The sequence below is a fragment of the Streptomyces sp. NPDC043908 genome (assembly GCF_056435525.1).
In genome coordinates this window covers 168,032-189,736 of the sequence record NZ_JBWKEI010000005.1, presented here as the reverse complement: position 1 = coordinate 189,736, position 21,705 = coordinate 168,032, and the positions used below count along the sequence as shown (strand labels likewise).

The following is a 21,705-nucleotide window of genomic DNA, read 5'->3' as shown; positions in this document are numbered from 1 at the left end:
CCCGTCCGCCGGTCCGTGCGGCGCCGGCTACGAGCCGACCGGGGTCCACCTGTCCGCGAGGCCGGGGTTGTCGTCCAGCCAGGCGCGGACCGCCTCCTGCTCCTTGCCCTTGCCGGTCGACTGGATCTTCGCCTCGAGACCGGTGAGCTGCTTCTCGGTCATCTTGAAGCCCTTCAGCCAGGCGCCGACCTTCGGGTTGTCGCCCGCGAAGCCCTTGCGGGCCAGGGTGTGCACCCCGTCGCCCTTGCCCCAGCTGCCCTGGGGGTCCTTGAGCTTCTTCAGGTCGTAGGTGCTGTACGCCCAGTGCGGCGACCAGAGTGTCACCGCGATCGGCTCCTTCTTGGCGTACGCGCGCTTGAGCTCGGCCAGCATGGAGGGCGTCGAGCCGTCGACGACCTTGTACTCGCCGTCCAGGCCGTACTGCTTGAGGACCTTGTCCTTGAGCAGGCCCATCATCCCGGCGCTCGGCTCGATGCCGATGATCCTGCCCTTGAACTGCCCGGACTTGCCCTTGAGGTCCTCCAGCGAGTCGATGCCCTTCATATAGGAGGGCACGCTCAGCTCCAGCGAGGTCGGGCCGTACCAGGCGCCCAGGTCCTCCAGCTTGTCGTGGTACTTCTGCCAGTACGTGGCGTGGGTGACCGGGAGCCAGGAGTCGGTCTCGAAGTCGATCTGGCCGCCGGCCATACCGGTGTAGAGCGCGCCCGCCTCGTACTGCTTGGTGTCGACCTTGTAGCCGCGCCGCTCAAGCAGCTCCTTCCAGAGGAAGGTGGAGGCGATGCCCTCGTCCCAGGGGATGTAGCCCAGGGAGACCTTCTTGCCCTTGCCGACGTTCTCGGCGCCCGAGGCGGTGGCGGTGGTCGAGGAGCCGAACATGCCCATGCCGCCGGCCACCAGCGCGAGGACGACCACGCCGACGGCCGCGACGGCGGGCCGCGGGCGGTGGTTCCACACCTTGGCGCCGGAGGACTTGGCGCGGGCCAGCGCCCGGCGGCCCACCGGCGAGACCTGGCGGCCCAGCGCGCCGGTCATCCGGTCGAGGTACATGGCGAGGATCACGATGGAGATGCCCGCCTCGAAGCCGAGGCCGATGTCGACGTTGCCGATGGCGCGGTAGACCGCGCCGCCGAGGCCGCCGCCGCCGACCATGCCCGCGATGACGACCATGGAAAGGCCCAGCATGATGACCTGGTTGACGCCCGCCATGATGGTGGGCAGCGCCAGCGGGAGCTGGACCCGGAGCAGGGTGTTGCGCGGGGTGGTGCCGAACGCCTCGGCCGCCTCGACGAGTTCGGGGTCGACCTGGCGGATGCCGAGCTCCGTCATCCGCACGCCCGGGGGCAGCGAGAAGACGATGGTGGCGATGATGCCGGGAACCACGCCGACGCCGAAGAAGATGATGCCCGGGATCAGATAGACCATGGCGGGCATGGTCTGCATGAAGTCCAGGACGGGGCGGCTGATCGCGCTCACGGCCTTGGACCGGGACGACCAGATGCCGAGCGGCACCGCGAGGACCAGCGTGACGACGGTCGCCACGAGGACCAGCGACAGCGTCGACATGGCCTCGTCCCACAGCTCGATCGAGTCGACCAGCGCGAAGCCGCCGAAGGCGAGCACACCGGCGACCAGACCGCGCAGCCACCACGCGACGACGGCGAGGATGCCCGCGAAGAGCAGCGGGTGCGGGGCGGACAGGACGGCGTCGATGCCGTCGTACATGCCGTTGACGACCTTGGTGATGGCGTCGAACAGCCAGGAGAGGTGGCTCTGGAGGAAGGTGACGGCGCTGTCCACCCACTCGCCGAGGGGAAGCCTAGGCATGGGCCACCTCCTGGGCCGAGCAGGCGACCGGCCCGCGCTGGTCGTCCCCGAGGAAGGCGATCAGCCGCTCCTGCGGTACGACGCCGAGGAGCGAGCCGTCGCCGTCCTTGACGGCCACGGGGTGCGGTACGCGCGCGGCGACGGCGCACAGGTCCGCGACGCTGGTGTCGGCGGTGACGGTCTCGCAGTCGCAGTCCCCGGCGTCGGGGCGGTGCGGCTCGGTCATCACGGACAGGGCGGTGAGCACCCGCGAGCGGTCGACGTCCTGGATGAAGGAGGCGACGTAGTCGTTGGCGGGGGTGAGGAGGATGTCCTCTGCGCTGCCGAGCTGGACGATCCGCCCGTCGCGCATGACGGCGATGGAGTCGCCGAGCCGCATGGCCTCGTTGAGGTCGTGGGTGATGAACACGATGGTCTTCTTCAGGCGCTTCTGGAGGACGAGGAGCTGGTCCTGCATGTCGCGCCGGATCAGCGGGTCGAGCGCGCTGAAGGACTCGTCCATGAGGAGCAGGTCGGCGTCGGTGGCGAGCGCGCGGGCCAGGCCCACGCGCTGCTGCATGCCGCCGGAGAGCTCGTCGGGCCAGGAGTCGCCCCAGCCCGCGAGGCCGGTGAGCTCCAGGGCCTCGGCGGCGCGCTTCTCGCGCTCGGCGCGCGGCACGCCCTGGACCTCCAGGCCGTACGCGGCGTTCTCCAGGACACTGCGGTGCGGGAAGAGCGCGAAGTGCTGGAACACCATGCTGATCTTGGTGGAGCGGACGGCGCGGAGCTCGCGCGGGCTGAGACCGGTCAGGTCCTGCCCGTCGTAGAGCACCCGGCCCGAGGTGGGCTCCAGGAGCCCGTTGAGCATCCGCAGCAGCGTGGACTTCCCGGACCCGGAGAGCCCCATGACGACGAAGATCTGGCCGGGCTCGACCGTGAACGACGCGTCGATGACCGCCGCGGTCGTCCCGTCGGCCCGCAGTTCGTCACGGTCGGCTCCGGCCTGGAGCCTGCGCACCGCGTCGTCGGGTCGTCGCCCGAACACCTTGTAGAGCTGCTCGGCTTGCAGCGTGGACACATCTACCTCACGGATAGGACGGAGAACGGCCCGCCTCCCCCGCCGGCGGGCCGTGGAGCGGCGCGGAATCGGTCCGTCGCCCTGTGCATGCGGTGCCGTATTCGTGGTAACCGATACGAGGGTCCGCTCCGGCGCCGCACCTTCCCACCCTTAACCGGAGCAAACGGAAAGGTGACCCACCTCACTGGGCTGCCCGGAGACTGTCAGTGCGGTGCGGCATCATCGGGGTGTGACGCGACGCCTGATGCTCCTCGACACCGCTTCCCTGTACTTCCGCGCCTATTTCGGGGTCCCCGACACGGTCCGGGCCCCGGACGGCACCCCGGTCAACGCCGTGCGCGGCCTGCTCGACTTCATCACCCGCCTGGTCCAGGACCACCATCCGGACGACCTGGTGGCCTGCATGGACGCGGACTGGCGCCCCCAGTGGCGGGTGGAGCTGATCCCGTCGTACAAGGCGCACCGGGTGGCGGTGGAGGCGCCCGACGGCGTCCCGGACGAGGAGGAGGTCCCGGACACGCTGGCCCCGCAGGTCCCGGTGATCGAGGCGGTGCTCGACGCGCTGGGCATCGCCCGGGTCGGCGTCGCCGGGTTCGAGGCGGACGACGTGATCGGCACCCTGGCCGCCGCGGCTCCCGGACCGGTGGACATCGTCACCGGCGACCGCGACCTGTTCCAGCTGGTCGACGACAAGCGCGGGGTGCGGGTCCTCTACCCGCGCAAGGGCGTGGGCGACTGCGACGTGGTGGACGAGGACCTGATCCGTACGAAGTACGGCGTCCGGGCCGATCAGTACGCGGACTTCGCGGCCCTGCGCGGCGACGCCAGCGACGGCCTGCCGGGCGTCAAGGGCATCGGCGAGAAGACGGCCGCCCAGCTGATCACGGAGTACGGCGACCTGGCGGGGGTGCGCGCGGCGGCCGTGGACCGCACCTCCCGCCTCACCCCCGCCAAGCGCCGGGGCATCGTCGAGGCCGCCGCCTATCTGGACGTGGCGCCGAAGGTGGTCCGGGTGGCGCTCGACGTGCCGCTGCCCGCGTTCGACGCGGCGCTGCCCGGCGAGGCGCGGCACCCGGAGACGGTGGACGAGCTGGCGCGCGCCTGGGGGCTGGGGGGCTCGCTGACGCGGCTGCTCACGACGCTGGGGCGCTGAGCGCGAGGGAGCCGCCGAGGGGGTCGCCGAGGGGGGTGAGCCCAGCGGACCGGGGTGCTAACTTAGGCAAACCTAAGAAGACCAGACGGTTCAGCGTGCCGGCCGGGCGGGCCGGCACACACCAGGGGAGAACGCTGTGGCAGAACGACCGGCCCGCAAGGGTCCCCGGGCCCACGAGACGCGTGTGGTCCGCATCGAGTGGATCACCGAGCACATGGTCCGGCTGGTCCTGGGGGGCGCGGCGGCGAGCGGCTTCTCCCTCGACGGGTACACCGACCACTATGTGAAGCTGCTCTTCCCGGCGTCCGGGGTGACCTACCCCGAGCCGTTCGACCTGGAGCGGGTGCGCGCCGAGCTGCCGCGCGACCAGTGGCCGAGCAACCGGACGTACACGGTCCGCGCCTGGGACGCCGAGCGGGACGAGCTGAGCATCGACTTCGTGGTCCACGGTGACGAGGGCCTGGCCGGACCCTGGGCCGCCCGTGCCCAGGTCGGCGACATCCTCCGCTTCTCCGGCCCCGGCGGCGGGTACGCCCCGGACCCGGCCGCCGGCTGGCACCTCCTGGCGGGCGACGAGAGCGCCCTCCCGGCGATCGCCGCGGCCCTGGAGACGATGCCCGAGGGCGCGCTCGTCCACGCCTTCGTGGAGGTCCCCGGCCCGGCGGACGAGCAGAAGATCCTCGCGCCCGAAGGGGTCGAGGTGACGTGGCTGCACCGCGGCGGCGCCCCGGTGGGCGAGCCGCTGATCTCGGCGGTACGGGAGCTGGCCTTCCCCGAGGGCGAGGTCCACGCGTTCGTCCACGGCGAGGCGGGCTTCGTCAAGGAGCTGCGCCGCCATCTGCGCCTGGAGCGCGGAATCCCCCGCGAGCGCCTCTCGATCTCCGGGTACTGGCGCCTGGGCCAGAGCGACGAGGCTTGGCGCGCGGTCAAGCGGGAGTGGAACGAGCAGGTGGAACGAGAGCAGGAGTCCGCCTGACGAGGGGGAAGGGGCGAAGCCCCTCCCCCTCGACCCCCTCCCCCTGGGCCCTCCCCTGGGCTCCGCCCGGGCCCCGGTGGGCTCGGGGCGGTGGTCGGGCTGCGCCCCGGCCTTCGTGCGTAGGGGGGTCGGTGGTCGGCGGGCGCACCCCGGGCCCCGTGCGTAGGGGGGCGGGCCGCACCTCCGGCCCGGATTTCTCTGCGGACCGTGCTGGGTTGCTCGCGCAGTTCCCCGCGCCCCTGGGCACCTAGGGGCGCGGGGAACTGCGCGACCAGCCCCCACCAACCCGCAGACACAAACCCACCCCGAGGGCCCACCCCATCAAGCCGCAGGCACAGACCCGGCCCGGAGGGGCGGAGCCCACCAACCCGCAGACACAACCCCGGCCCGGAGGGCTCGCCCCACCAACCCGCAGGCACGCCCGGCCCGGAGGGCTCACCCCCAGACACAGACCCCGCCCGGAGGGCTCACCCCACTGAGCTGTACGCCACCACGCCCCTCAGCAGCGCGTCCACCGCCTTGCGGGCGTTCTTGGGGACCGTGCTGCCCGTCGAGGTGCCGGGAGAGGCCGCCGCGATCTGGCCGAGCACGTCGATCACCTGCTTGCACCAGCGCACGAAGTCACCCGCCGGCATCTCCGCCTCGCGCAGCACCTCGTCCAGGCCCTGGCCGGAGGCCCACTGGAAGGCCGCCCAGGCGAAGCCGAGGTCCGGTTCGCGCTGGCCCACCCCCTCCGCCTGGTTGATCTTGTGGTCCTCCTCCAGCGCGTCGAGACGGCCCCAGATGCGGACCATCTCGCCGAGCGCCGCCTTGGCCGCGCCCGAGGGCAGCTTCGGCGCCACCGCGTCGTCGGCCTGGCGGGCCTCGAAGACCAGCGCCGAGACGCACGCGGCGAGCTCGGCCGGGCTCAGGCCCTCCCAGACGCCCGCGCGCAGACACTCGCTGGCCAGCAGGTCCAGCTCGCCGTAGAGCCGGGCCAGACGGCGGCCGTGCTCGGTGACCTCGTCGGCGCGCAGATAGTCCAGCTCGGTCAGGAGCGACACGATCCGGTCGAAGGTGCGGGCGATGGTGTTGGTCCGCCCCTCGATCCGCTTCTCCAGCTGCCGGGTGTCGCGCTGGAGGCGGTGGTACCGCTCGGCCCAGCGCGCGTGGTCCTCGCGCTCGTCGCAGCCGTGGCAGGGGTGGGCGCGCAGCTCGGCGCGCAGCCGCGTGATCTCGCGGTCGTCGGCCGCCTCGGAGCGGCCCCTGCGGTGGCGCTCGGGCACGATGTGGCCGGCCTTGGTGCGCAGCGCGGAGGCGAGGTCGCGGCGGGACTGGGGCGAGCGCGCGTTGAAGGACTTGGGGACCCTCATCCGCTCGATCGCCTCCACCGGCACCGGGAAGTCGATCGCGGCGAGCCGTTTGACCTGCCGCTCGGCGGTCAGCACCAGCGGGCGGGGCCCGTCGTGCTGGTCGAAGCCGCGGTGGCCGTTGGAGCGCCCGGCGGGGATGCCCGGGTCGAGCACGAGCGCGAGCCCGGCGAACTTGCCCGTCGGTACGTGGATCACGTCACCGGGCTTGAGCCGCTCCAGGGAGGCGGCGGCCGCGGCCCGGCGCTGGTTCGCGCCCTGCTTGGCGAGCTCCGTCTCGCGGTCCTTGAGGTCGCGGCGCAGCCGCGCGTACTCCTCGAAGTTCCCGAGGTGGCAGCTCATGCCCTCCTTGTAGCCCTCCAGGCCCTCCTCGTTGCGCTGCACCTGGCGGGAGATGCCGACGACGGACTTGTCCGCCTGGAACTGCGCGAAGGAGGTCTCCAGGAGCTCGCGCGAGCGGTGCCGGCCGAACTGCTCGACCAGGTTCACCGCCATGTTGTACGACGGCCGGAAGCTGGAGCGCAGCGGATACGTCCGGGTGCCGGCCAGGCCCGCGAGCGCGCCCGGGTCCATGCCGCGCTGCCAGAGCACCACCGCGTGGCCCTCGACGTCGATGCCGCGGCGCCCGGCGCGGCCGGTCAGCTGGGTGTACTCACCGGGGGTGATGTCGGCGTGCTGCTCGCCGTTCCACTTCACCAGCTTCTCCAGGATCACCGTCCTGGCGGGCATGTTGATGCCCAGGGCGAGCGTCTCGGTGGCGAAGACGGCCTTCACCAGACCGCGGACGAACAGCTCCTCCACGACCTCCTTGAAGGTCGGCAGCATCCCCGCGTGGTGGGCCGCGATGCCCCGCTCCAGGCCCTCCAGCCACTCGTAGTACCCCAGGACGTTGAGGTCCTCACCGGGGATGGAGGCGGTGCGCTCCTCGACGATCTCGCGCACCCGCCGGCGCGCGTCCTCGTCGTTGAGGCGCAGGCCCGCGTACATGCACTGCTGGACCGCGGCCTCGCAGGCGGCGCGGCTGAAGATGAAGGTGATGGCGGGCAACAGGCCCTCGGCGTCGAGCCGTTCGATCACCTCGGGGCGGCCCGGCGTCCAGATCCGGGAGCGCTGGCGCCGCTCGCGCTCGCGGTCGGCCTCGCGGACCATCTTGCCGCGCCTGCGCTCGCGCGGGTTGTACGTCTTCTGGTTCTCCATCCGGGCCATGCGCAGCAGGTCCGGGTTGACCTCGCGGCGGGCACCGCCGCGGCCGCCGTGGTCGGTGGACTCCTCGAAGAGGTCGTACATCCGGCGGCCGGCCAGCACGTGCTGCCAGAGCGGGACCGGGCGCTCCTCGGAGACGATCACCTCGGTGTCGCCGCGCACGGTGTCCAGCCAGTCGCCGAACTCCTCCGCGTTGGACACGGTCGCCGACAGCGACACCAGGGTCACCGACTCGGGCAGGTGGATGATCACCTCTTCCCAGACGGCGCCCCGGAAGCGGTCGGAGAGGTAGTGCACCTCGTCCATGACCACATAGCCCAGGCCCCGCAGCGACTGGGAGCCCGCGTAGAGCATGTTGCGGAGCACCTCGGTGGTCATCACGACCACCGGCGCCTCGGAGTTGACGCTGTTGTCGCCGGTGAGCAGGCCGACCTTGTCCGCGCCGTAGCGCCTGACCAGGTCGGCGTACTTCTGGTTGGAGAGCGCCTTGATGGGCGTGGTGTAGAAGCACTTGCGGCCCTGCTGGAGGGCCAGGTGCACGGCGAACTCGCCGACGATCGTCTTGCCGGAGCCGGTCGGGGCGGCCACGAGCACGCCCTTGCCGCTCTCCAGGGCCCGGCACGCCTCGATCTGGAAGGGGTCCAGATCGAACTCGTACAGGTCGCGGAAGGGGGCGAGCGCGGTCGCCTGCTCGGCGGCGCGGAGCCGGGCAGCTGCGTACGCTTCGGCTGGTGAGAGGTCCTCTGTCATCTTGTCTTCGAGCCTACCCGCCGCCTCTGACAGAGGTCGCGATCTTTATGGGACCGGGGCCCGGCAGGGGGCGCGCGGGGGCCCGGAACGCGGAAGCGGCCGGGTGCGCGCCGTGCGCGCCCCGGCCGCTTCGCGGCGGGCGTCAGGTGACGTCGTCGTACCCGTTGACCCGGCTGCCGGAGCGGTGGGCGTCCGCCTGCTCGGGCAGGGACGGGGACGCGACCGGCTCGATGCCGCCGATGTCCGAGGGGGTGAGGTCGAGGTCGGAGGCCTCGTCGTCGGCGGGTCCTGCCGCGGCGCGCTCGCGGCGGCGCTTGTCGTTGAGGAACGAGATGCCGACGGCGATGAAGTACAGCAGCACGATCGGGGCCGCCAGCGAGAGCATCGACACGGGGTCGACGGTCGGCGTCGCGAAGGCCGCGAAGACCGTGACCCCCATGATCATGCCGCGCCACCAGCCGAGCATCCGGCGTCCGGTGAGCACCCCGCCGAAGTTCAGCATGATCAGCAGGAGGGGCAGCTCGAAGGAGAGGCCGAAGACGACGATCATCCGCAGGGTGAGGTCGATCAGCTCGTTCAGCGGGAGCAGGTTCAGCGTGCCCTCGGGAGTGAAGTCCAGGAGCACCTTCGCCGCCGCGGGCAGGACGTGGTACGAGAACCAGCCGCCGGCGAGGAAGAGGGGGAAGCCCGCCGCGACGAAGCCCAGCGAGTACTTCTTCTCGTTCTTGTGCAGGCCCGGGGCGACGAACGCCCAGAGCTGGTAGAGCCAGACCGGGCTGGCCCCGACGACGCCCGCCACCAGGGACGTCTTGATCATCAGCGTGAACGGCGACATCAGGCCGGACATCGTGACGTTGCCGCAGGGATCGTCGCTGTCCTTCTTGGCCAGCGTCTGCAACGAGTCCGGGCAGCCGACCGACTCCCTGACCGGCTTGATGATCAGGTCGACGATGTCCTTGTAGTAGAACGCCGCCACCACGGCGCAGACCAGGATCGCGAGAACCGCCTTGGCGAGCCGGTTGCGCAGCTCACGGAGATGGTCCGAGAGGGGCATCCGCCCCTCCGGGTCCTTCTGCTGTTTGCGGGCAGACTTCAGCAACCCACGTCCTCATCTCGTGCGGCAGGGCACCTTGGTGATCAGCGCCTGCTTCGGCCCAGGTGTCAGCGGGTGGAGTCGGTCGGCTCGGTCACGGGACGCGAGCTGCTGACGTCGCCGGGGGCCGACTGGATGGTGCGCTGGGCCGGCGGCTGCTCGCCCGGGTGCGGCGGGTCGGCGGGGGCGGTCTGCTGGCCGTCGGACTTCATGGCCTTCGCCTCGCTCTTGAGGATGCGCGCGGACTTGCCGAGCGAGCGCGCCATGTCCGGAAGCTTCTTCGCGCCGAACAGCAGGACGATGACGACGAGGATGAGAATGATCTCGGGGGCTCCGAGCCTTCCGAACATAAGCTTTTACCTTCTCACCGAGGCGACGTGGGTGGGGCTGCGGTCCCGGTCGGACTGGTGTCCGACCGTGTGCGTGCAGCGATCGTAACGCGCAGGGGTGAACGCCGGGCAATCCCCGTACGTCCTCCCGGACACGGCCCACTGCCTCGCTGCGTGGTCCGCGCTCTGAAGCGTACCCAAAGGGACGGACACACAGGAGTCCCCACCGGTCACCGCGGGGTCTCCGGGGCCCCGGAGAGTTCAACTGCGGCGCGTTCCAGCTCCTCGGCAGCGCTGTTGATCTTCCTTGTGGTGTCGGCCACTTGCCGGCCGAGGCGCTGCGCCTCGACGAACACCTTGATCGCGAGGACGCCGAGGACGGCGATGGAGAGGAACCCGACGGCGACGGCGGTCATCGGCCAGAACATGAGCGGACCCTAGACGCTGGAGTGGAGGCGGAGGGTGCGGACCCCTCCGCCGGTGAGGAGTTCGACGATGCGCTCACCGGCCGGCTTGCGCACGGCGGAACCGCACTCGGGGCAGGTGAAGGAGTAGAAGGTGGTACGGCGGCTGGCGCCGATGGCCAGGCGCAGCGCCCCCGCGGCCAGCTCGATGCGGGCGCGGCAGTCGGGGCAGGCGGCCTTGAAGAGCACCGACTGGACCGCGGCCATCTGACGGGAAATACCGGGCATCACCGACATGTTCCGCTCGTCTCCTCAGCTCTGTCCGTCGGGCGCGCTCTGCTCTTCGTACGCCGCCAGCGCCGCCAGGGCCGCGGTGCGGGCGCTTTCCGCCAGGTCGCCGGGGGCGACGATCCTGCCGTCACCGCCGAGCCGCAGCGCCAGACGCCGCAGCGAGGCAGGCTCCGGGGTGCGCAGGGTGATCCGCAGACCGCCGTCGGGCAGCTCCTCGGCGCTGTCGTGCGGGTAGTACTCGGCGACCCAGCGCCCGCCGGGGCCCACCTCGACGACCACCTCCGGGTCCTCGGCGGCGGGCTGCACCAGCCCCTCCGAGAGGTCCCGCAGCTCCAGCTCGGGCGGCGCCGCGGGCTCGTCGAGGAGGCGGATCTCGGCCACCCGGTCCAGGCGGAAGGTGCGGCGCGCCTCGGAGAGACGGCACCACGCCTCCATATAGGTGTGGCCCACGGCGAAGAGCCGGATCGGGTCGACCTCGCGCTCGGTGAGCTCGTCGCGCGCGGGCGAGTAGTAGCGCACCCACAGCCGGCGCCGCTCGGAGATCGCCCGGTCGACGTCGGCGAAGACCCCGCCCTCGGACTCGAAGGTCACCGAGAGCCGGGAGCTCGCGCCCGCCGCCTCCCCGGCCGCCGCCTCCAGCTTGGCGGTGGCGCGCAGCAGCGCCTGGCGGTCGCCCTCGCGCAGCCCCGGCAGCGTCGCCACCGCGCGGGCCGCGACCAGGAGCGCGGTCGCCTCGTCGGCGGCGATCCGCAGCGGCTCGGCCGCCTCGGCGCCCAGGGCGTTCGGATTGCGCCACCAGATACGGTCGCCGTCGGTGTCGATGTCGAGCAGGTCGCCGCCGCGGAAGCTGGTCCCGCACATGGGCAGCACGTCGAGGTCCGAGATCAGCTCGTCCTCGCTGATGCCGAAGGCGCGGGCGACGTCGGCGACGTGCGCGCCGGGCCGCTCGCGCAGATAGGTGACGAGGGAGAGCATCCGCCGCGTCTGGTCGATGGCGTTGGCAGCCATGGTCGTCCGGTTCCCCTCAGCCCTTGGCCACGGCGCGCAGCCGGTCCACCACGTCGGCCCGCAGATCCGCGGGCTCCAGCACGACCACGTCGGGGCCGAACTCCACGAGCCAGGCGTCCAGCCCGTGCCCGTACGGAATCTCCAACTCGTCCCATCCGTCGCCGAGTTCCCGCGTCGCGGTGGCCCGCGAGCGCAGCGGGTAGCCCGCGCCGGCGCGCAGCCTGATCCGCGCGGAGCGGGTGGCGGTCTCCCCCGCCCAGCTCTCCACGGTCTCGCGCACGGTCACCACGTCGGGCACCGGCGCGGTGAAGGAGCCGGCCCGCGAGCGGACCTTGCCGGTGATCCGCGAGAGCCGGAAGACCCGCTCGGCGCCGCGGTCGCGGTCCCAGCCCGCCAGGTACCAGTGGCCGCGCCAGCACTCCAGCGTCCACGGCTCGACATGACGGGTGCCGGGGCGGGCGGCGGTGGCCTTGCGGTACTCGAAGACGACCGGGCGGCGGTCGCGGCAGGCCAGCATCAATGGCTCGAAAGCGGCCTCGTGGACCGGGATGCGTGGCTCGATCGCGCTGTGCTCGTACGGGTTGTCGGCTTCCGGCATTCCGGCGGCGCGCAGCTTCTGGAGTGCGCCGCTGGCCGCGCCTGCGAGCCGGGCCTGCTGCCAGACGCGGGCGGCGAGCCCGAGCGCCGCGGCCTCCTCGGCGTCCAGCTGGACGGGCGGCAGCCGGTTGGAGTCGCGGCGGGCCAGATAGCCGGTCTCCCCGTCGAGGTTCTCCACCGTCTCGATGACCAGGCCGAGTTCGCGCAGGTCGTCCTTGTCGCGCTCGAACATCCGGTTGAAGGCGTCGTCCGAGCCCGCCGCGCTTCCTTCCGGCCCAGCGGCCTCGACATACGCCTCGATGGAACCGCGCAGTTCGCGCTTGCTGAGCGGACGGCGCGTCCCCAGCAGGCACAGCGCCAGGTTCATCAGCCGCTCGGCCTTGGCAATCGCCATCGACGCCCTTCGCCTCTCCTCGAAATCCGCTGCTCCGACCGTTGACCGTACCGCCCCGGGGTGTCGGGGCAAAAGCCGAGGGCCCGTGCCGGACGGCACGGGCCCTCGGTGTGATCGGGTGTGATCAGACAGCGACCAGGTCGCAGACGAAGATAAGCGTCTCACCCGGCGCGATCCGGCCACCGGCACCGCGGTCGCCGTAGGCGAGGTGCGCGGGGATGGTCAGCTGACGGCGGCCGCCGACCTTCATGCCCTGCACGCCCTTGTCCCAGCCCTGGATGACCTGGCCGACACCGAGCTGGAACTCCAGCGGGGTGCCGCGGTTCCAGGAGGAGTCGAACTCCTCACCGGTGGAGAAGGCGACGCCCACGTAGTGGACCTTCACGTAGTCGCCCGCCTTGGCGACGGCGCCGTCGCCCTCCCAGATCTCCTTGATCTCCAGGTCCGCCGGCGGCTCGCCCTCGGGGAAGTCGATCTCGGGCTTCTCGATGCTCACTGAACTGCTCCTCTTGAATACGTGCAGGGCAACCGGGACAGTCTTACATCCCCGCCGTCACATCTTGGCCAGGATGTCGATCGAGAAGACCATGGTCGAGTTGGCCGGGATCCCGGACTGCTCCTTGTCGCCCAGACCCTGGTCCGGCGGGATGACGACGAGGATGCGGCTGCCGACCTTCTTGCCGATCAGACCGGCCTTGAGGCCCTTGAGGGTCAGGTTCGGGAGCGCGAAGGTCTGCGTCTTGCCCTGGTCGTAGGTGCTGTCGAACTTCTTGCTGTCCTTCCACAGGAAGCCCTCGTACGCCAGGACCACGCTGTCGGTGTCCTTCACCACGTCGCCGTCGCCCTCCAGCACGTAGTCGGAGACCAGCTTCTTGGGCGCGTCGGTCTTGGGGATCGTCAGCGAGGGCGCCTTGCCGTCGGTGTTGGTGCCCACCTTCGGCAGGTCCTTGTCGTCCTGCGCGACCTCCTTGCCCTTGGCGGAGGCGGGGATGGTGGTCGCCTTGACGATGTCCACGACGAAGACCAGCGTGGCGTTGGGCTTGATGCTGTCGCCCTGGCCCTGCGCGCCGTACCCGAGCTCCGGCGGGATGCCCAGCTCGACGCGGCTGCCGACCTTCTGGCCCTCCAAGCCCTGGTCCCAGCCCTTGATGACCTGGCCGGCGCCGAGGGTGAGCGTGAACGGCTGCTTGCGGTCGAAGCTGTTGTCGAACGGCTTGTCCGAGTCCCAGGCCTGGCCGAGGTAGTTCACGGACACGGCGTCGTTCTTCTTGAGCGCCGCCCCCTTGCCCTCGCTGATGACGTTGACCTTGAGGGCCTTGGGCGGGTTGCCCTCGCCCTTGGCGAGGGTCGGCTTCTCCCCGAACTTGGCGCCCGCGGTGATGGCGGGCAGGCCGTTCTTCATCGAGGCGGTGTCGGAGGGGGAGTCGGAGCCCTTGTCGTCGCTTCCGCAGGCGGCTGTGGCAACCAGCAGCAGCGGGACGGCGAGCAGGCCGGCAAGTCGGCGCACGTGTTCCTCAGATCTCAGACGGCACGGTAGTTTGCCGCCACTCTAAGGCGTACCACGGGCCCCGTACGAGGAACGTACGGGGCCCGTGTTCCGGCGGCCGGTACCGCCGGCCGCTCACATTCCGGCGATCAGCTTCTCCACCCGGTCGTCCACGGAGCGGAACGGGTCCTTGCACAGCACGGTGCGCTGCGCCTGGTCGTTGAGCTTCAGGTGCACCCAGTCGACGGTGAAGTCCCTGCGCTGCTCCTGCGCCCGGCGGATGAAGTCGCCGCGCAGCCGTGCCCGGGTGGTCTGCGGGGGCACCGACTTGCCCTCGAAGATCTTCAGGTCGTTGCAGATCCGCGCCGCCTGGCCCTTGCGCTCCAGGAGGTAGTACAGCCCCCGCTGGCGGTGGATGTCGTGGTACGCCAGGTCTATCTGGGCGACCCGGGGGTGCGACATGGTCATGTTGTGCTTCGCCCGGTACCGCTCGATCAGCTGGTACTTCATCACCCAGTCGATCTCGGTACCGATCCGGTCGAGGTCCTCGGCCTCGATCGCGTCCAGGGTGCGGCCCCACAGCTCCAGGACCTGGTCGACGGTGCCGGTGCGGATGCCCCGGCGCTCCACGAAGTCCACGGCCTTCTCGTAGTACTCCCGCTGCACTTCGAGCGCCGAGGCCTCGCGGCCGCTGGCCAGGCGCACCTTGCGCTGGCCGGTGATGTCGTGCGAGACCTCGCGGATCGCCCGGATCGGGTTCTCCAGCGTCAGGTCGCGCATCACCGTGCCCGCCTCGATCATGCGCAGCACCAGGTCGGTGGCGCCGACCTTGAGCAGCATGGTCGTCTCGGACATGTTGGAGTCGCCGACGATCACGTGCAGCCGCCGGTAGCGCTCGGCGTCGGCGTGCGGCTCGTCCCGGGTGTTGATGATCGGGCGCGAGCGGGTGGTGGCGGAGCTGACGCCCTCCCAGATGTGCTCGGCGCGCTGGCTGACGCAGTAGACCGCGCCGCGCGGGGTCTGGAGGACCTTGCCCGCGCCGCACAGGAGCTGGCGGGTGACCAGGAACGGGATGAGGATGTCCGCCAGCCGGGAGAACTCGCCGTGCCGGGCGACGAGATAGTTCTCGTGGCACCCGTAGGAGTTTCCCGCGGAATCGGTGTTGTTCTTGAAGAGATAGACGTCGCCGGCGATTCCCTCCTCGTGCAGGCGGCGTTCGGCGTCGACGAGCAGGCCTTCGAGAATGCGCTCGCCCGCCTTGTCGTGGGTGACCAGCTCGGTCACGTTGTCGCATTCGGGAGTCGCGTATTCCGGATGCGAACCCACGTCGAGGTAGAGACGGGCGCCGTTCCGCAGGAAGACGTTGCTGCTGCGGCCCCATGACACAACACGGCGGAAGAGGTAGCGCGCCACTTCGTCAGGTGACAGTCGGCGCTGTCCCCTGAACGTGCACGTGACGCCGTACTCGTTCTCCAGCCCGAAAATGCGGCGGTCCATGACTGAACATTACGCCCGTTGCCCTCAGCTGAAACCGGGTTCGACGGCACGGGTTGGATCATTTTGGTCAACTCCCGCGACGCTTTCCGTACGCCCGCCGGCTGCGAGGACCCCCCGGGTGGCCAGGAGCACCACCAGCGCCGCCGCTCCGCCGCCGCCCGCCACGGCGAAGCTCGCCGCGCTGCCGCCGAGTTCGACGGCGGGGCCCGCGACGGCCGTGCCGAGCGCGGTGCCGACGCCGAAGGCGGTCACCAGCCAGGAGAAGGCCTCGGTCACGGTGCCGCGCGGGGCGTGCCGGTCGACGACGATGAACGCGCAGGCGATGCACGGCGCGAGGAAGAGCCCGGAGACGACGGCGAGCAGCGCCATGGGCACCACCCCGGGCACGAGCATCAGCGGCAGATAGCCCACGGCGAGCAGCGCGACGAGCGAGATCAGCCGTTTCTCGGGAGTTCCGGACCACTGGCGCGCCCCGTACACCAGACCGCCGAGCAGCGCCCCGAGGCCGTTGGCCGCCATCAGCCAGCCGTAGATCGCGTCCCGGCCGTGGTCGTCGGCGTACGCCGAGGCCGCCACGATGATGGCGCCCAGGGCGAGACCGACGAAGAAGAAGGCCCCCAGGAGCGCCAGCAGGCCCGTCGAGCGCAGCGCGCCCAGCCAGTGCGCCTCGCGCGGGGCCGAGCGCCACGCGCGCGAGGGGCGCGAGAGGACCACCGAGAGCGCGCCGAGCACGCCGAGCGCGTTGATGGCGACGAGCGCGACGGCGGGCGACCACAGCGCGATCCCGAGGGTGACCAGGAGCGGGCCGACGGTGAACATCACCTCCTGGGCTATCGCGTCCATCGCGTACGCGGTGTGCACCTGGTCCTGGCGGGTCAGGACGCTGGGCCACAGCGCCCGCAGCCCGCCCTCCAGGGGCGGTGTGCAGAAGCCCGCCACCAGCATCGCCGCGTAGGCGAGCGCGACCGGGTCGATGCCGGCCAGGGCGAGCACGCACATGCCGAGCGCGCTGGCCACCGACGCGGGCAGCATCACCCGGGGCTGCCCGTACAGGTCCACGGCGCGGCCGAGCAGGGGCTGCCCGGCCGCGGTCGCCACCCCGTACACCGCGGTGAGGGCGCCCGCCAGGGAGTAGCTGCCGCCCTCGGCGCGGACGAACAGCACCACGGCGATGGCCGCCGTGGCGTTCGGCAGCCGTCCCGTGAGGGTGCCCGCCAGCAGCCGCGCGGCGTGCCGCGTCCGGAGGATCTCCAGGTATCCCGCCGCCATGCTCGCCCCTCGATCGGTTGGGTGTTACGTATAACGTACGCCGTCATACGTACCATGTCGACAACCCCCGGGTCCACCCCGGACCGGGGGCGCCCAGCGACCGCCCACCCCGCCGGAGGACCCGTGAAGACCCAGCCGACCAGCCGGGACGTCGCCCGCGCGGCCGGGGTCTCCCAGGCCACCGTCTCCCTGGTCCTCGGCGACAAGTGGCGCGGCCGGGTCTCGGAGCGGACGGCCGCCGTGGTGCGCGACGCCGCCCGCGACCTCGGCTACCGGCCCAACCTCGCCGCCCGCAGCCTGCGCCTGGGGCGCACCCGCACGGCCCTGCTGGTCGTCCCGGCCCTCACCAACGAGTTCTTCGCCCGCGTCTACACCGGCGCCGCCCGGGTCGCCGCCGAGCACGGGTTCGGGGTGGTCCTCTACCCCTCCCCCGAGGGCGTCGGCCCCGCCCGCGACCCCTTCGCCTCCGCCAGCGCGGCCCTCGACGGGATCATCGCCTCCTCCATGGCCGCCGACGCCCTCGCGTCCATCCGCGGCACCGATCTGCCGCTGGTCATGCTGGACAGCGACCCCGCCGCGTCCGGGCCCGCCGCCCGCGTCAACCTCGACATCGCCGACGGCATACGGCAGGTGACGGACCATTTGCTCGCGCTCGGCCACCGCCGGTTCGTCCACCTCGCCTCGGTCGTGGACTCCTGGACGTTCCGGGTCCGCGCCCGGGCCCTGGAGGACGCGCTGCGCGCGGTGCCCGGCGCCGAGTTCCTGACCGTCCCCTCCGCGCTCACCGTCGAGGCCGGCCGCGCCGCCGCCGAACACGCCCTGACCCGGCCCGGCCCGCGCCCGACCGCGCTCGTCTGCGACGACGACATCCTGGCCGCGGGAGCCTGCAAGGCTGCCCGACGGCTGGGGCTGCGGATCCCGGAGGACCTCTCGGTGGCCGGATTCGACGATCTCGCCCTGGCCACCGCCCTCGAACCGGAGCTCACCACCGTCCGGCTGCCCGCCGAGCGGGTGGGCGAGCGGGGCATGGCCGCGCTGCTCGCCGTGCTGGAGGACCGGGAGCCGGAGGCGGGCGATCTGCCGGTCTCCCTGGTCGTCCGCGGCTCCACGGCCCCGCCCGCGCCCTGACACGGGAAGGCCCGTGCCCCGCCGTCGAGAACGGCGGGGCACGGGCCCCCGGGGTTCGTGCGCGCCCCTACTCCTCGTCGTCGTCCGACGGCACCTCGGTCGGCTCGGCGCTGGCCTCCTCGGTCTGGAGGAGACGTGAGAGCTGACGGCCGACGATCCGCTTGAACTTGCGCTGCTGCGGCCGCGTCCGGTCCAGCACCGCGACCTCCAGCCGCTCCGCGGGGATCTCCCGGTCGGCGCCGTTGGTCTGGTTGGACAGGGCCTGCACAGCCAGCTTCAGCGCCTCGGCCAGCGACATGCCGTCCTGGTGGCGCTGGTCAAGGAAGCCGCTGATCTGCTCCGCGTTGCCGCCGACCGCGACCGAGCCGTGCTCGTCCACGATCGAGCCGTCGTGCGGCAGCCGGTAGATCTGGTCCTCCTCCGGCGTCGCCCCGACCTCGGCGACCACCAGCTCCACCTCGTATGGCTTCTCACCGGCGCTGGAGAAGATGGTGCCCAGCGTCTGCGCGTACACGTTCGCCAGGCCGCGGGCCGTCACGTCATCCCGGTCGTAGGTGTAGCCCCGCAGGTCCGCGTAGCGCACACCGCCGATGCGGAGGTTCTCGTACTCGTTGTACTTGCCGGCGGCGGCGAAGCCGATCCGGTCGTAGATCTCGCTGAACTTGTGCAGGGCACGGGACGGGTTCTCGCCGACGAAGACGATGCCGTCGGCGTACTGCAGCACGACCAGGCTGCGGCCGCGCGCGATGCCCTTGCGGGCGTACTCGGCGCGGTCGGCCATGGCCTGCTGGGGTGAGACATAGAACGGCGTCGACACCGGCTATCCGTCCCTTTCTGTCAGTGGCGGGGTCATCTCTGCGGCCTCAGAGCAGCGCGGCGCGCGGGCCGTCGGGCTGCTGAAGGCGCTTCTCCAGGATCGAGCGGGCGATCTCGGAGGACTCCGCCTCGGTCAGTCTCCGGAAGCCCTCGTCGCTGATGACGGTGACGATCGGATAGATCCGGCGGGCGACGTCGGGTCCGCCGGTCGCCGAGTCGTCGTCCGCCGCGTCGTAGAGCGCCTGGACGACCAGGGTCGTCGCCTGCTCCTCGGTGAGGTCCTCGCGGTACAGCTTCTTCATCGAGCCCCGGGCGAAGATCGAACCGGAGCCGGTGGCCGCGTAGCCGTGCTCCTCGGAGCGGCCGCCGGTCACGTCGTACGAGAAGATGCGGCCCTTCTCGCGGTCCACGTCGTACCCCGCGAAGAGCGGGACCACGGCGAGGCCCTGCATGGCCATGCCGAGGTTGCCGCGGATCATCGTGGACAGGCGGTTGGCCTTGCCCTCCAGGGAGAGGGTGGTGCCCTCGACCTTCTCGAAGTGCTCCAGCTCCAGCTGGAAGAGCTTCACCATCTCCACGGCCAGACCCGCGGTGCCGGCGATGCCCACCGCCGAGTACTCGTCGGCGGGGAAGACCTTCTCGATGTCGCGCTGGGCGATCATGTTGCCCATCGTGGCCCGCCGGTCACCGGCGAGCACCACGCCGCCGGGGAAGGTGGCGGCGACGATGGTGGTGCCGTGCGGGGCCTCCACGTGCCCCTGCACGGGCGGCAGGACGCGCTTGCCGGGCAGCATCTCCGGCGAGTGCTCGGCCAGGAAGTCCATGAACGAGGACGAGCCCGGCGTCAGGAAGGCAGCTGGTAGACGCCCTGTGCCACGGGTGTTGGCTTCCACGAGGTTCCCTCCAGGTAGGCGGCAGCCCGACGAACTGTGTCGGGATCGTCTCCCAACTTGCCGATGGCCGAATCGCAGTTGAAGCACCGTACGCCACGGACCTTACCCGGCTCGTGGCGGTGATCCACATGAACGGCGGGGGCGGAAGGGCGCCCTGGGCGCACACCGCGCCGCCCCGCGCCGGGGACCGTCGTCCCCTTACCCGCACCCCTCACCGTTCACATGTGTGGACTACTGTCCACCCTTCTGAACGAACGAGCGGACGAAGTCCTCGGCGTTCTCCTCCAGCACGTCGTCGATCTCGTCCAGCACCGAGTCGACGTCGTCCGAGAGCTTCTCGTGGCGCTCCTTGAGGTCCTCCGAAGCCTGCGCGTCCTGGGTCTGCTCCTCGACCTCCTCGGTGGAACGCGTGGCCTTCTGCTGTCCGCCGCCGGTGTCCTTGGTCGCCATCTACCTCACCCCGCTCGGTTCGATGTCCTTGATCAGACCCTACAAGCAGGGTCTGACATCGGCCCCGCACTTGGTGGAACGTGCGGGGTCTACCTCTGTGTTTCCCCTGCCGCCGCCTTTTCAGCCCCAGGTCAGCCGCCCGAGAGCACCCGGACCAGATCCTCGGCCGTACGGCAGCGGTCGAGCAGCTCCTTCACGTGATTACGCGTTCCGCGAAGCGGTTCCAGGGTTGGCACGCGCTGGAGCGAGTCACGGCCGGGCAGATCGAAGATGACCGAGTCCCAGGAGGCGGCGGCGACGTCGTCCGCGTACTGCTCCAGGCAGCGCCCGCGGAAGTAGGCCCTGGTGTCCTCCGGCGGTTTCGTCCGGGCCCGGGAGACCTCGGACTCGTCCAGGAGCCGCTTCATCTTCCCGCGGGCCGCCAGCCGGTTGTAGAGGCCCTTCTCCGCCCGTACGTCGGCGTACTGGAGGTCGACGAGGTGGAGCCGGGCGGCGTCCCAGTCCAGGTTGTCGCGCCGCCGGTAGCCCTCCATCAGCTCCCGCTTGGCGACCCAGTCCAGCTCGCCGGAGAGGCTCATCGGATCGTTCTCCAGCCGGTTGAGCACGTCCTCCCAGCGCCCGAGGACGTCCTTGGTCTGGTCGTCCGCGTCGGCGCCGAACCGCTCCTCCACGTATTTGCGCGCCAGCTCGAAGTACTCCATCTGGAGTTGTACGGCGGTCATGGTCCGGCCGCTGCGCAGGGTGACCAGATGACGCAGGTCCGGGTCGTGGGAGACCTGGTGCAGGGCGCGGACCGGCTGGTCGACGGCGAGGTCGACGTTGATGAAACCGTCCTCGATCATGGAGAGGACGAGGGCCGTCATCCCCAGCTTGAGGTAGGTGGAGATCTCGGAGAGGTTGGCGTCGCCGATGATGACGTGCAGCCGGCGGTACTTCTCGGCGTCCGCGTGCGGCTCGTCGCGGGTGTTGATGATCGGGCGCTTGAGGGTCGTCTCCAGACCCACCTCGACCTCGAAGTAGTCCGCGCGCTGGCTGATCTGGAAGCCGTGCTCGTGCCCGTCCTGGCCGATGCCGACGCGGCCCGCCCCGGTGATGACCTGGCGGGAGACGAAGAACGGCGTCAGGTGGCGCACGATGTCCGAGAACGGGGTCTCCCGCTTCATCAGGTAGTTCTCGTGCGTGCCGTAGGACGCGCCCTTGTTGTCGGTGTTGTTCTTGTAGAGGTGGATCGGCTGCGCGCCGGGGAGCTGCGCCGCGCGCTCGGCCGCCTCGGCCATGATGCGCTCGCCCGCCTTGTCCCAGAGCACCGCGTCCCAGGGGTTGGTGACCTCGGGCGAGCTGTACTCGGGGTGGGCGTGGTCGACGTACAGCCGGGCCCCGTTGGTGAGGATGACGTTGGCGAGGCCGATGTCCTCGTCGGTGAGCTGGCTGGAGTCGGCGGCCTCGCGGGCGAGGTCGAAGCCGCGGGCGTCCCGCAGCGGGTTCTCCTCCTCGAAGTCCCACCGCGCGCGGCGCGCCCGGTGCATCGCCGCCGCGTAGGCGTTGACGATCTGGGACGAGGTGAGCATGGCATTGGCATTGGGGTGGCCGGGGACGGAGATGCCGTACTCCGTCTCGATGCCCATTACTCGCCGTACGGTCATGCGGCCCTCCTTGCCCGGCGGCGCTCCCCGGTGGGAACGGCGCTCAAGTACCGCTGTTTCCCCGGTGCGTGTGCGGTGCCCGTCCCCGCACTGCG

21 protein-coding genes are annotated in these 21,705 nt (G+C 71.2%); 3 read left to right on the top strand and 18 right to left on the bottom strand.

The window, feature by feature from the left end; genetic code table 11:
• Positions 1-27: 27 nt before the first annotated feature.
• Both AC069K_RS13685 and AC069K_RS13680 read right to left on the bottom strand, forming a co-directional pair.
• Entirely contained in the window at positions 28-1,824 is a 1,797-nt protein-coding gene (locus AC069K_RS13685; RefSeq protein ID WP_365114565.1) for an ABC transporter permease/substrate binding protein, read from the bottom strand.
• Positions 1,817-2,881, bottom strand: coding sequence for a quaternary amine ABC transporter ATP-binding protein (locus AC069K_RS13680; protein WP_365114563.1), 1,065 nt, complete (start codon positions 2,879-2,881; stop codon positions 1,817-1,819). Before AC069K_RS13680 ends, AC069K_RS13685 begins: the two co-directional genes overlap by 8 nt.
• Before the next feature lie 244 nt (positions 2,882-3,125).
• Between AC069K_RS13680 and AC069K_RS13675 the strand changes: the two genes are divergently transcribed.
• Together AC069K_RS13675 and AC069K_RS13670 are read left to right on the top strand one after the other, a co-directional pair.
• A complete protein-coding gene (locus AC069K_RS13675; protein WP_358837297.1) occupies positions 3,126-4,034 on the top strand; it encodes a 5'-3' exonuclease in 909 nt (302 codons plus the stop codon).
• Between the two features lie 136 nt (positions 4,035-4,170).
• On the top strand, positions 4,171-5,010 hold the full coding sequence (locus AC069K_RS13670; RefSeq protein WP_478615512.1) for a siderophore-interacting protein: 840 nt from the start codon (positions 4,171-4,173) through the stop codon (positions 5,008-5,010).
• A gap of 467 nt (positions 5,011-5,477) precedes the next feature.
• Here the strand turns inward: AC069K_RS13670 and AC069K_RS13665 are convergent, their stop codons facing one another.
• The 11 genes from AC069K_RS13665 to AC069K_RS13615 form a co-directional block, all read right to left on the bottom strand.
• On the bottom strand, positions 5,478-8,312 hold the full coding sequence (locus AC069K_RS13665) for a DEAD/DEAH box helicase (RefSeq protein ID WP_478615509.1): 2,835 nt from the start codon (positions 8,310-8,312) through the stop codon (positions 5,478-5,480).
• 142 nt (positions 8,313-8,454) lie between these two features.
• On the bottom strand, positions 8,455-9,411 hold the full coding sequence (gene tatC, locus AC069K_RS13660) for a twin-arginine translocase subunit TatC (RefSeq protein ID WP_358832821.1): 957 nt from the start codon (positions 9,409-9,411) through the stop codon (positions 8,455-8,457).
• Between the two features lie 62 nt (positions 9,412-9,473).
• On the bottom strand, positions 9,474-9,755 hold the full coding sequence (gene tatA / locus AC069K_RS13655; protein ID WP_358832822.1) for a Sec-independent protein translocase subunit TatA: 282 nt from the start codon (positions 9,753-9,755) through the stop codon (positions 9,474-9,476).
• A gap of 209 nt (positions 9,756-9,964) precedes the next feature.
• Complete coding sequence (locus AC069K_RS13650) at positions 9,965-10,162, bottom strand: hypothetical protein (RefSeq protein ID WP_478615504.1); 198 nt, start codon at positions 10,160-10,162, stop codon at positions 9,965-9,967.
• A 9-nt stretch (positions 10,163-10,171) separates the two neighbouring features.
• Entirely contained in the window at positions 10,172-10,435 is a 264-nt protein-coding gene (locus AC069K_RS13645) for a hypothetical protein (protein WP_358991305.1), read from the bottom strand.
• Positions 10,436-10,450: 15 nt separating this feature from the next.
• Positions 10,451-11,437, bottom strand: a complete 987-nt coding sequence (locus AC069K_RS13640) for a helix-turn-helix transcriptional regulator (RefSeq protein ID WP_358832825.1) — start codon at positions 11,435-11,437, stop codon at positions 10,451-10,453.
• 16 nt (positions 11,438-11,453) lie between these two features.
• Positions 11,454-12,428 (bottom strand): helix-turn-helix transcriptional regulator, encoded by a 975-nt coding sequence (locus AC069K_RS13635; RefSeq protein WP_358832826.1) that lies wholly within the window; start codon positions 12,426-12,428, stop codon positions 11,454-11,456.
• 124 nt (positions 12,429-12,552) lie between these two features.
• Positions 12,553-12,924, bottom strand: coding sequence for an FKBP-type peptidyl-prolyl cis-trans isomerase (locus tag AC069K_RS13630; protein ID WP_365110444.1), 372 nt, complete (start codon positions 12,922-12,924; stop codon positions 12,553-12,555).
• 57 nt (positions 12,925-12,981) lie between these two features.
• Positions 12,982-13,935, bottom strand: coding sequence for an FKBP-type peptidyl-prolyl cis-trans isomerase (locus tag AC069K_RS13625; RefSeq protein WP_365110441.1), 954 nt, complete (start codon positions 13,933-13,935; stop codon positions 12,982-12,984).
• A gap of 114 nt (positions 13,936-14,049) precedes the next feature.
• Positions 14,050-15,411 carry a Pup--protein ligase gene (gene pafA / locus AC069K_RS13620; protein ID WP_365110438.1) on the bottom strand — a complete coding sequence of 454 codons (1,362 nt, stop codon included), beginning with the start codon at positions 15,409-15,411 and terminating at the stop codon, positions 14,050-14,052.
• A gap of 24 nt (positions 15,412-15,435) precedes the next feature.
• Positions 15,436-16,680: an MFS transporter gene (locus tag AC069K_RS13615; protein ID WP_478615495.1), complete on the bottom strand. Its 1,245-nt coding sequence runs from the start codon at positions 16,678-16,680 to the stop codon at positions 15,436-15,438.
• A 54-nt stretch (positions 16,681-16,734) separates the two neighbouring features.
• Here AC069K_RS13615 and AC069K_RS13610 point away from each other — a divergent pair, with 54 nt between their 5' ends.
• Positions 16,735-17,808: a LacI family DNA-binding transcriptional regulator gene (locus tag AC069K_RS13610; protein ID WP_478615492.1), complete on the top strand. Its 1,074-nt coding sequence runs from the start codon at positions 16,735-16,737 to the stop codon at positions 17,806-17,808.
• Positions 17,809-17,875: 67 nt separating this feature from the next.
• Here the strand turns inward: AC069K_RS13610 and prcA are convergent, their stop codons facing one another.
• The 5 genes from prcA to dop form a co-directional block, all read right to left on the bottom strand.
• Positions 17,876-18,625: a proteasome subunit alpha gene (prcA, locus tag AC069K_RS13605; protein ID WP_365110430.1), complete on the bottom strand. Its 750-nt coding sequence runs from the start codon at positions 18,623-18,625 to the stop codon at positions 17,876-17,878.
• A 46-nt stretch (positions 18,626-18,671) separates the two neighbouring features.
• On the bottom strand, positions 18,672-19,517 hold the full coding sequence (gene prcB / locus AC069K_RS13600; RefSeq protein WP_358832833.1) for a proteasome subunit beta: 846 nt from the start codon (positions 19,515-19,517) through the stop codon (positions 18,672-18,674).
• The gene (locus AC069K_RS13595) at positions 19,469-19,681 is read right to left on the bottom strand and encodes an endonuclease domain-containing protein (RefSeq protein ID WP_478615487.1); all 213 of its coding nucleotides are present in this window, start codon (positions 19,679-19,681) and stop codon (positions 19,469-19,471) included. The genes prcB and AC069K_RS13595 overlap by 49 nt, the downstream gene beginning before the upstream one ends.
• A 67-nt stretch (positions 19,682-19,748) precedes the next feature.
• Positions 19,749-19,967, bottom strand: a complete 219-nt coding sequence (locus AC069K_RS13590; RefSeq protein ID WP_067134420.1) for a ubiquitin-like protein Pup — start codon at positions 19,965-19,967, stop codon at positions 19,749-19,751.
• A gap of 131 nt (positions 19,968-20,098) precedes the next feature.
• Positions 20,099-21,610 (bottom strand): depupylase/deamidase Dop, encoded by a 1,512-nt coding sequence (gene dop, locus AC069K_RS13585; RefSeq protein WP_365110426.1) that lies wholly within the window; start codon positions 21,608-21,610, stop codon positions 20,099-20,101.
• Between the last annotated feature and the right edge of the window lie 95 nt (positions 21,611-21,705).

What these genes read in the sequence shown, in the direction of transcription:
- AC069K_RS13685 (WP_365114565.1), bottom strand. Translation starts at nt 1,824, where the DNA reads ATGCCTAGGCTTCCCCTCGGCGAGTGGGTGGACAGCGCCGTCACCTTC.
- AC069K_RS13675 (WP_358837297.1), top strand. Translation starts at nt 3,126, where the DNA reads ATGCTCCTCGACACCGCTTCCCTGTACTTCCGCGCCTATTTCGGGGTC.
- AC069K_RS13665 (WP_478615509.1), bottom strand. Translation starts at nt 8,312, where the DNA reads ATGACAGAGGACCTCTCACCAGCCGAAGCGTACGCAGCTGCCCGGCTC.
- tatA (WP_358832822.1), bottom strand. Translation starts at nt 9,755, where the DNA reads ATGTTCGGAAGGCTCGGAGCCCCCGAGATCATTCTCATCCTCGTCGTC.
- AC069K_RS13650 (WP_478615504.1), bottom strand. Translation starts at nt 10,162, where the DNA reads ATGTTCTGGCCGATGACCGCCGTCGCCGTCGGGTTCCTCTCCATCGCC.
- AC069K_RS13645 (WP_358991305.1), bottom strand. Translation starts at nt 10,435, where the DNA reads ATGTCGGTGATGCCCGGTATTTCCCGTCAGATGGCCGCGGTCCAGTCG.
- AC069K_RS13640 (WP_358832825.1), bottom strand. Translation starts at nt 11,437, where the DNA reads ATGGCTGCCAACGCCATCGACCAGACGCGGCGGATGCTCTCCCTCGTC.
- AC069K_RS13635 (WP_358832826.1), bottom strand. Translation starts at nt 12,428, where the DNA reads ATGGCGATTGCCAAGGCCGAGCGGCTGATGAACCTGGCGCTGTGCCTG.
- pafA (WP_365110438.1), bottom strand. Translation starts at nt 15,411, where the DNA reads ATGGACCGCCGCATTTTCGGGCTGGAGAACGAGTACGGCGTCACGTGC.
- AC069K_RS13615 (WP_478615495.1), bottom strand. Translation starts at nt 16,680, where the DNA reads ATGGCGGCGGGATACCTGGAGATCCTCCGGACGCGGCACGCCGCGCGG.
- AC069K_RS13610 (WP_478615492.1), top strand. Translation starts at nt 16,735, where the DNA reads ATGTCGACAACCCCCGGGTCCACCCCGGACCGGGGGCGCCCAGCGACC.
- AC069K_RS13590 (WP_067134420.1), bottom strand. Translation starts at nt 19,967, where the DNA reads ATGGCGACCAAGGACACCGGCGGCGGACAGCAGAAGGCCACGCGTTCC.
- dop (WP_365110426.1), bottom strand. Translation starts at nt 21,610, where the DNA reads ATGACCGTACGGCGAGTAATGGGCATCGAGACGGAGTACGGCATCTCC.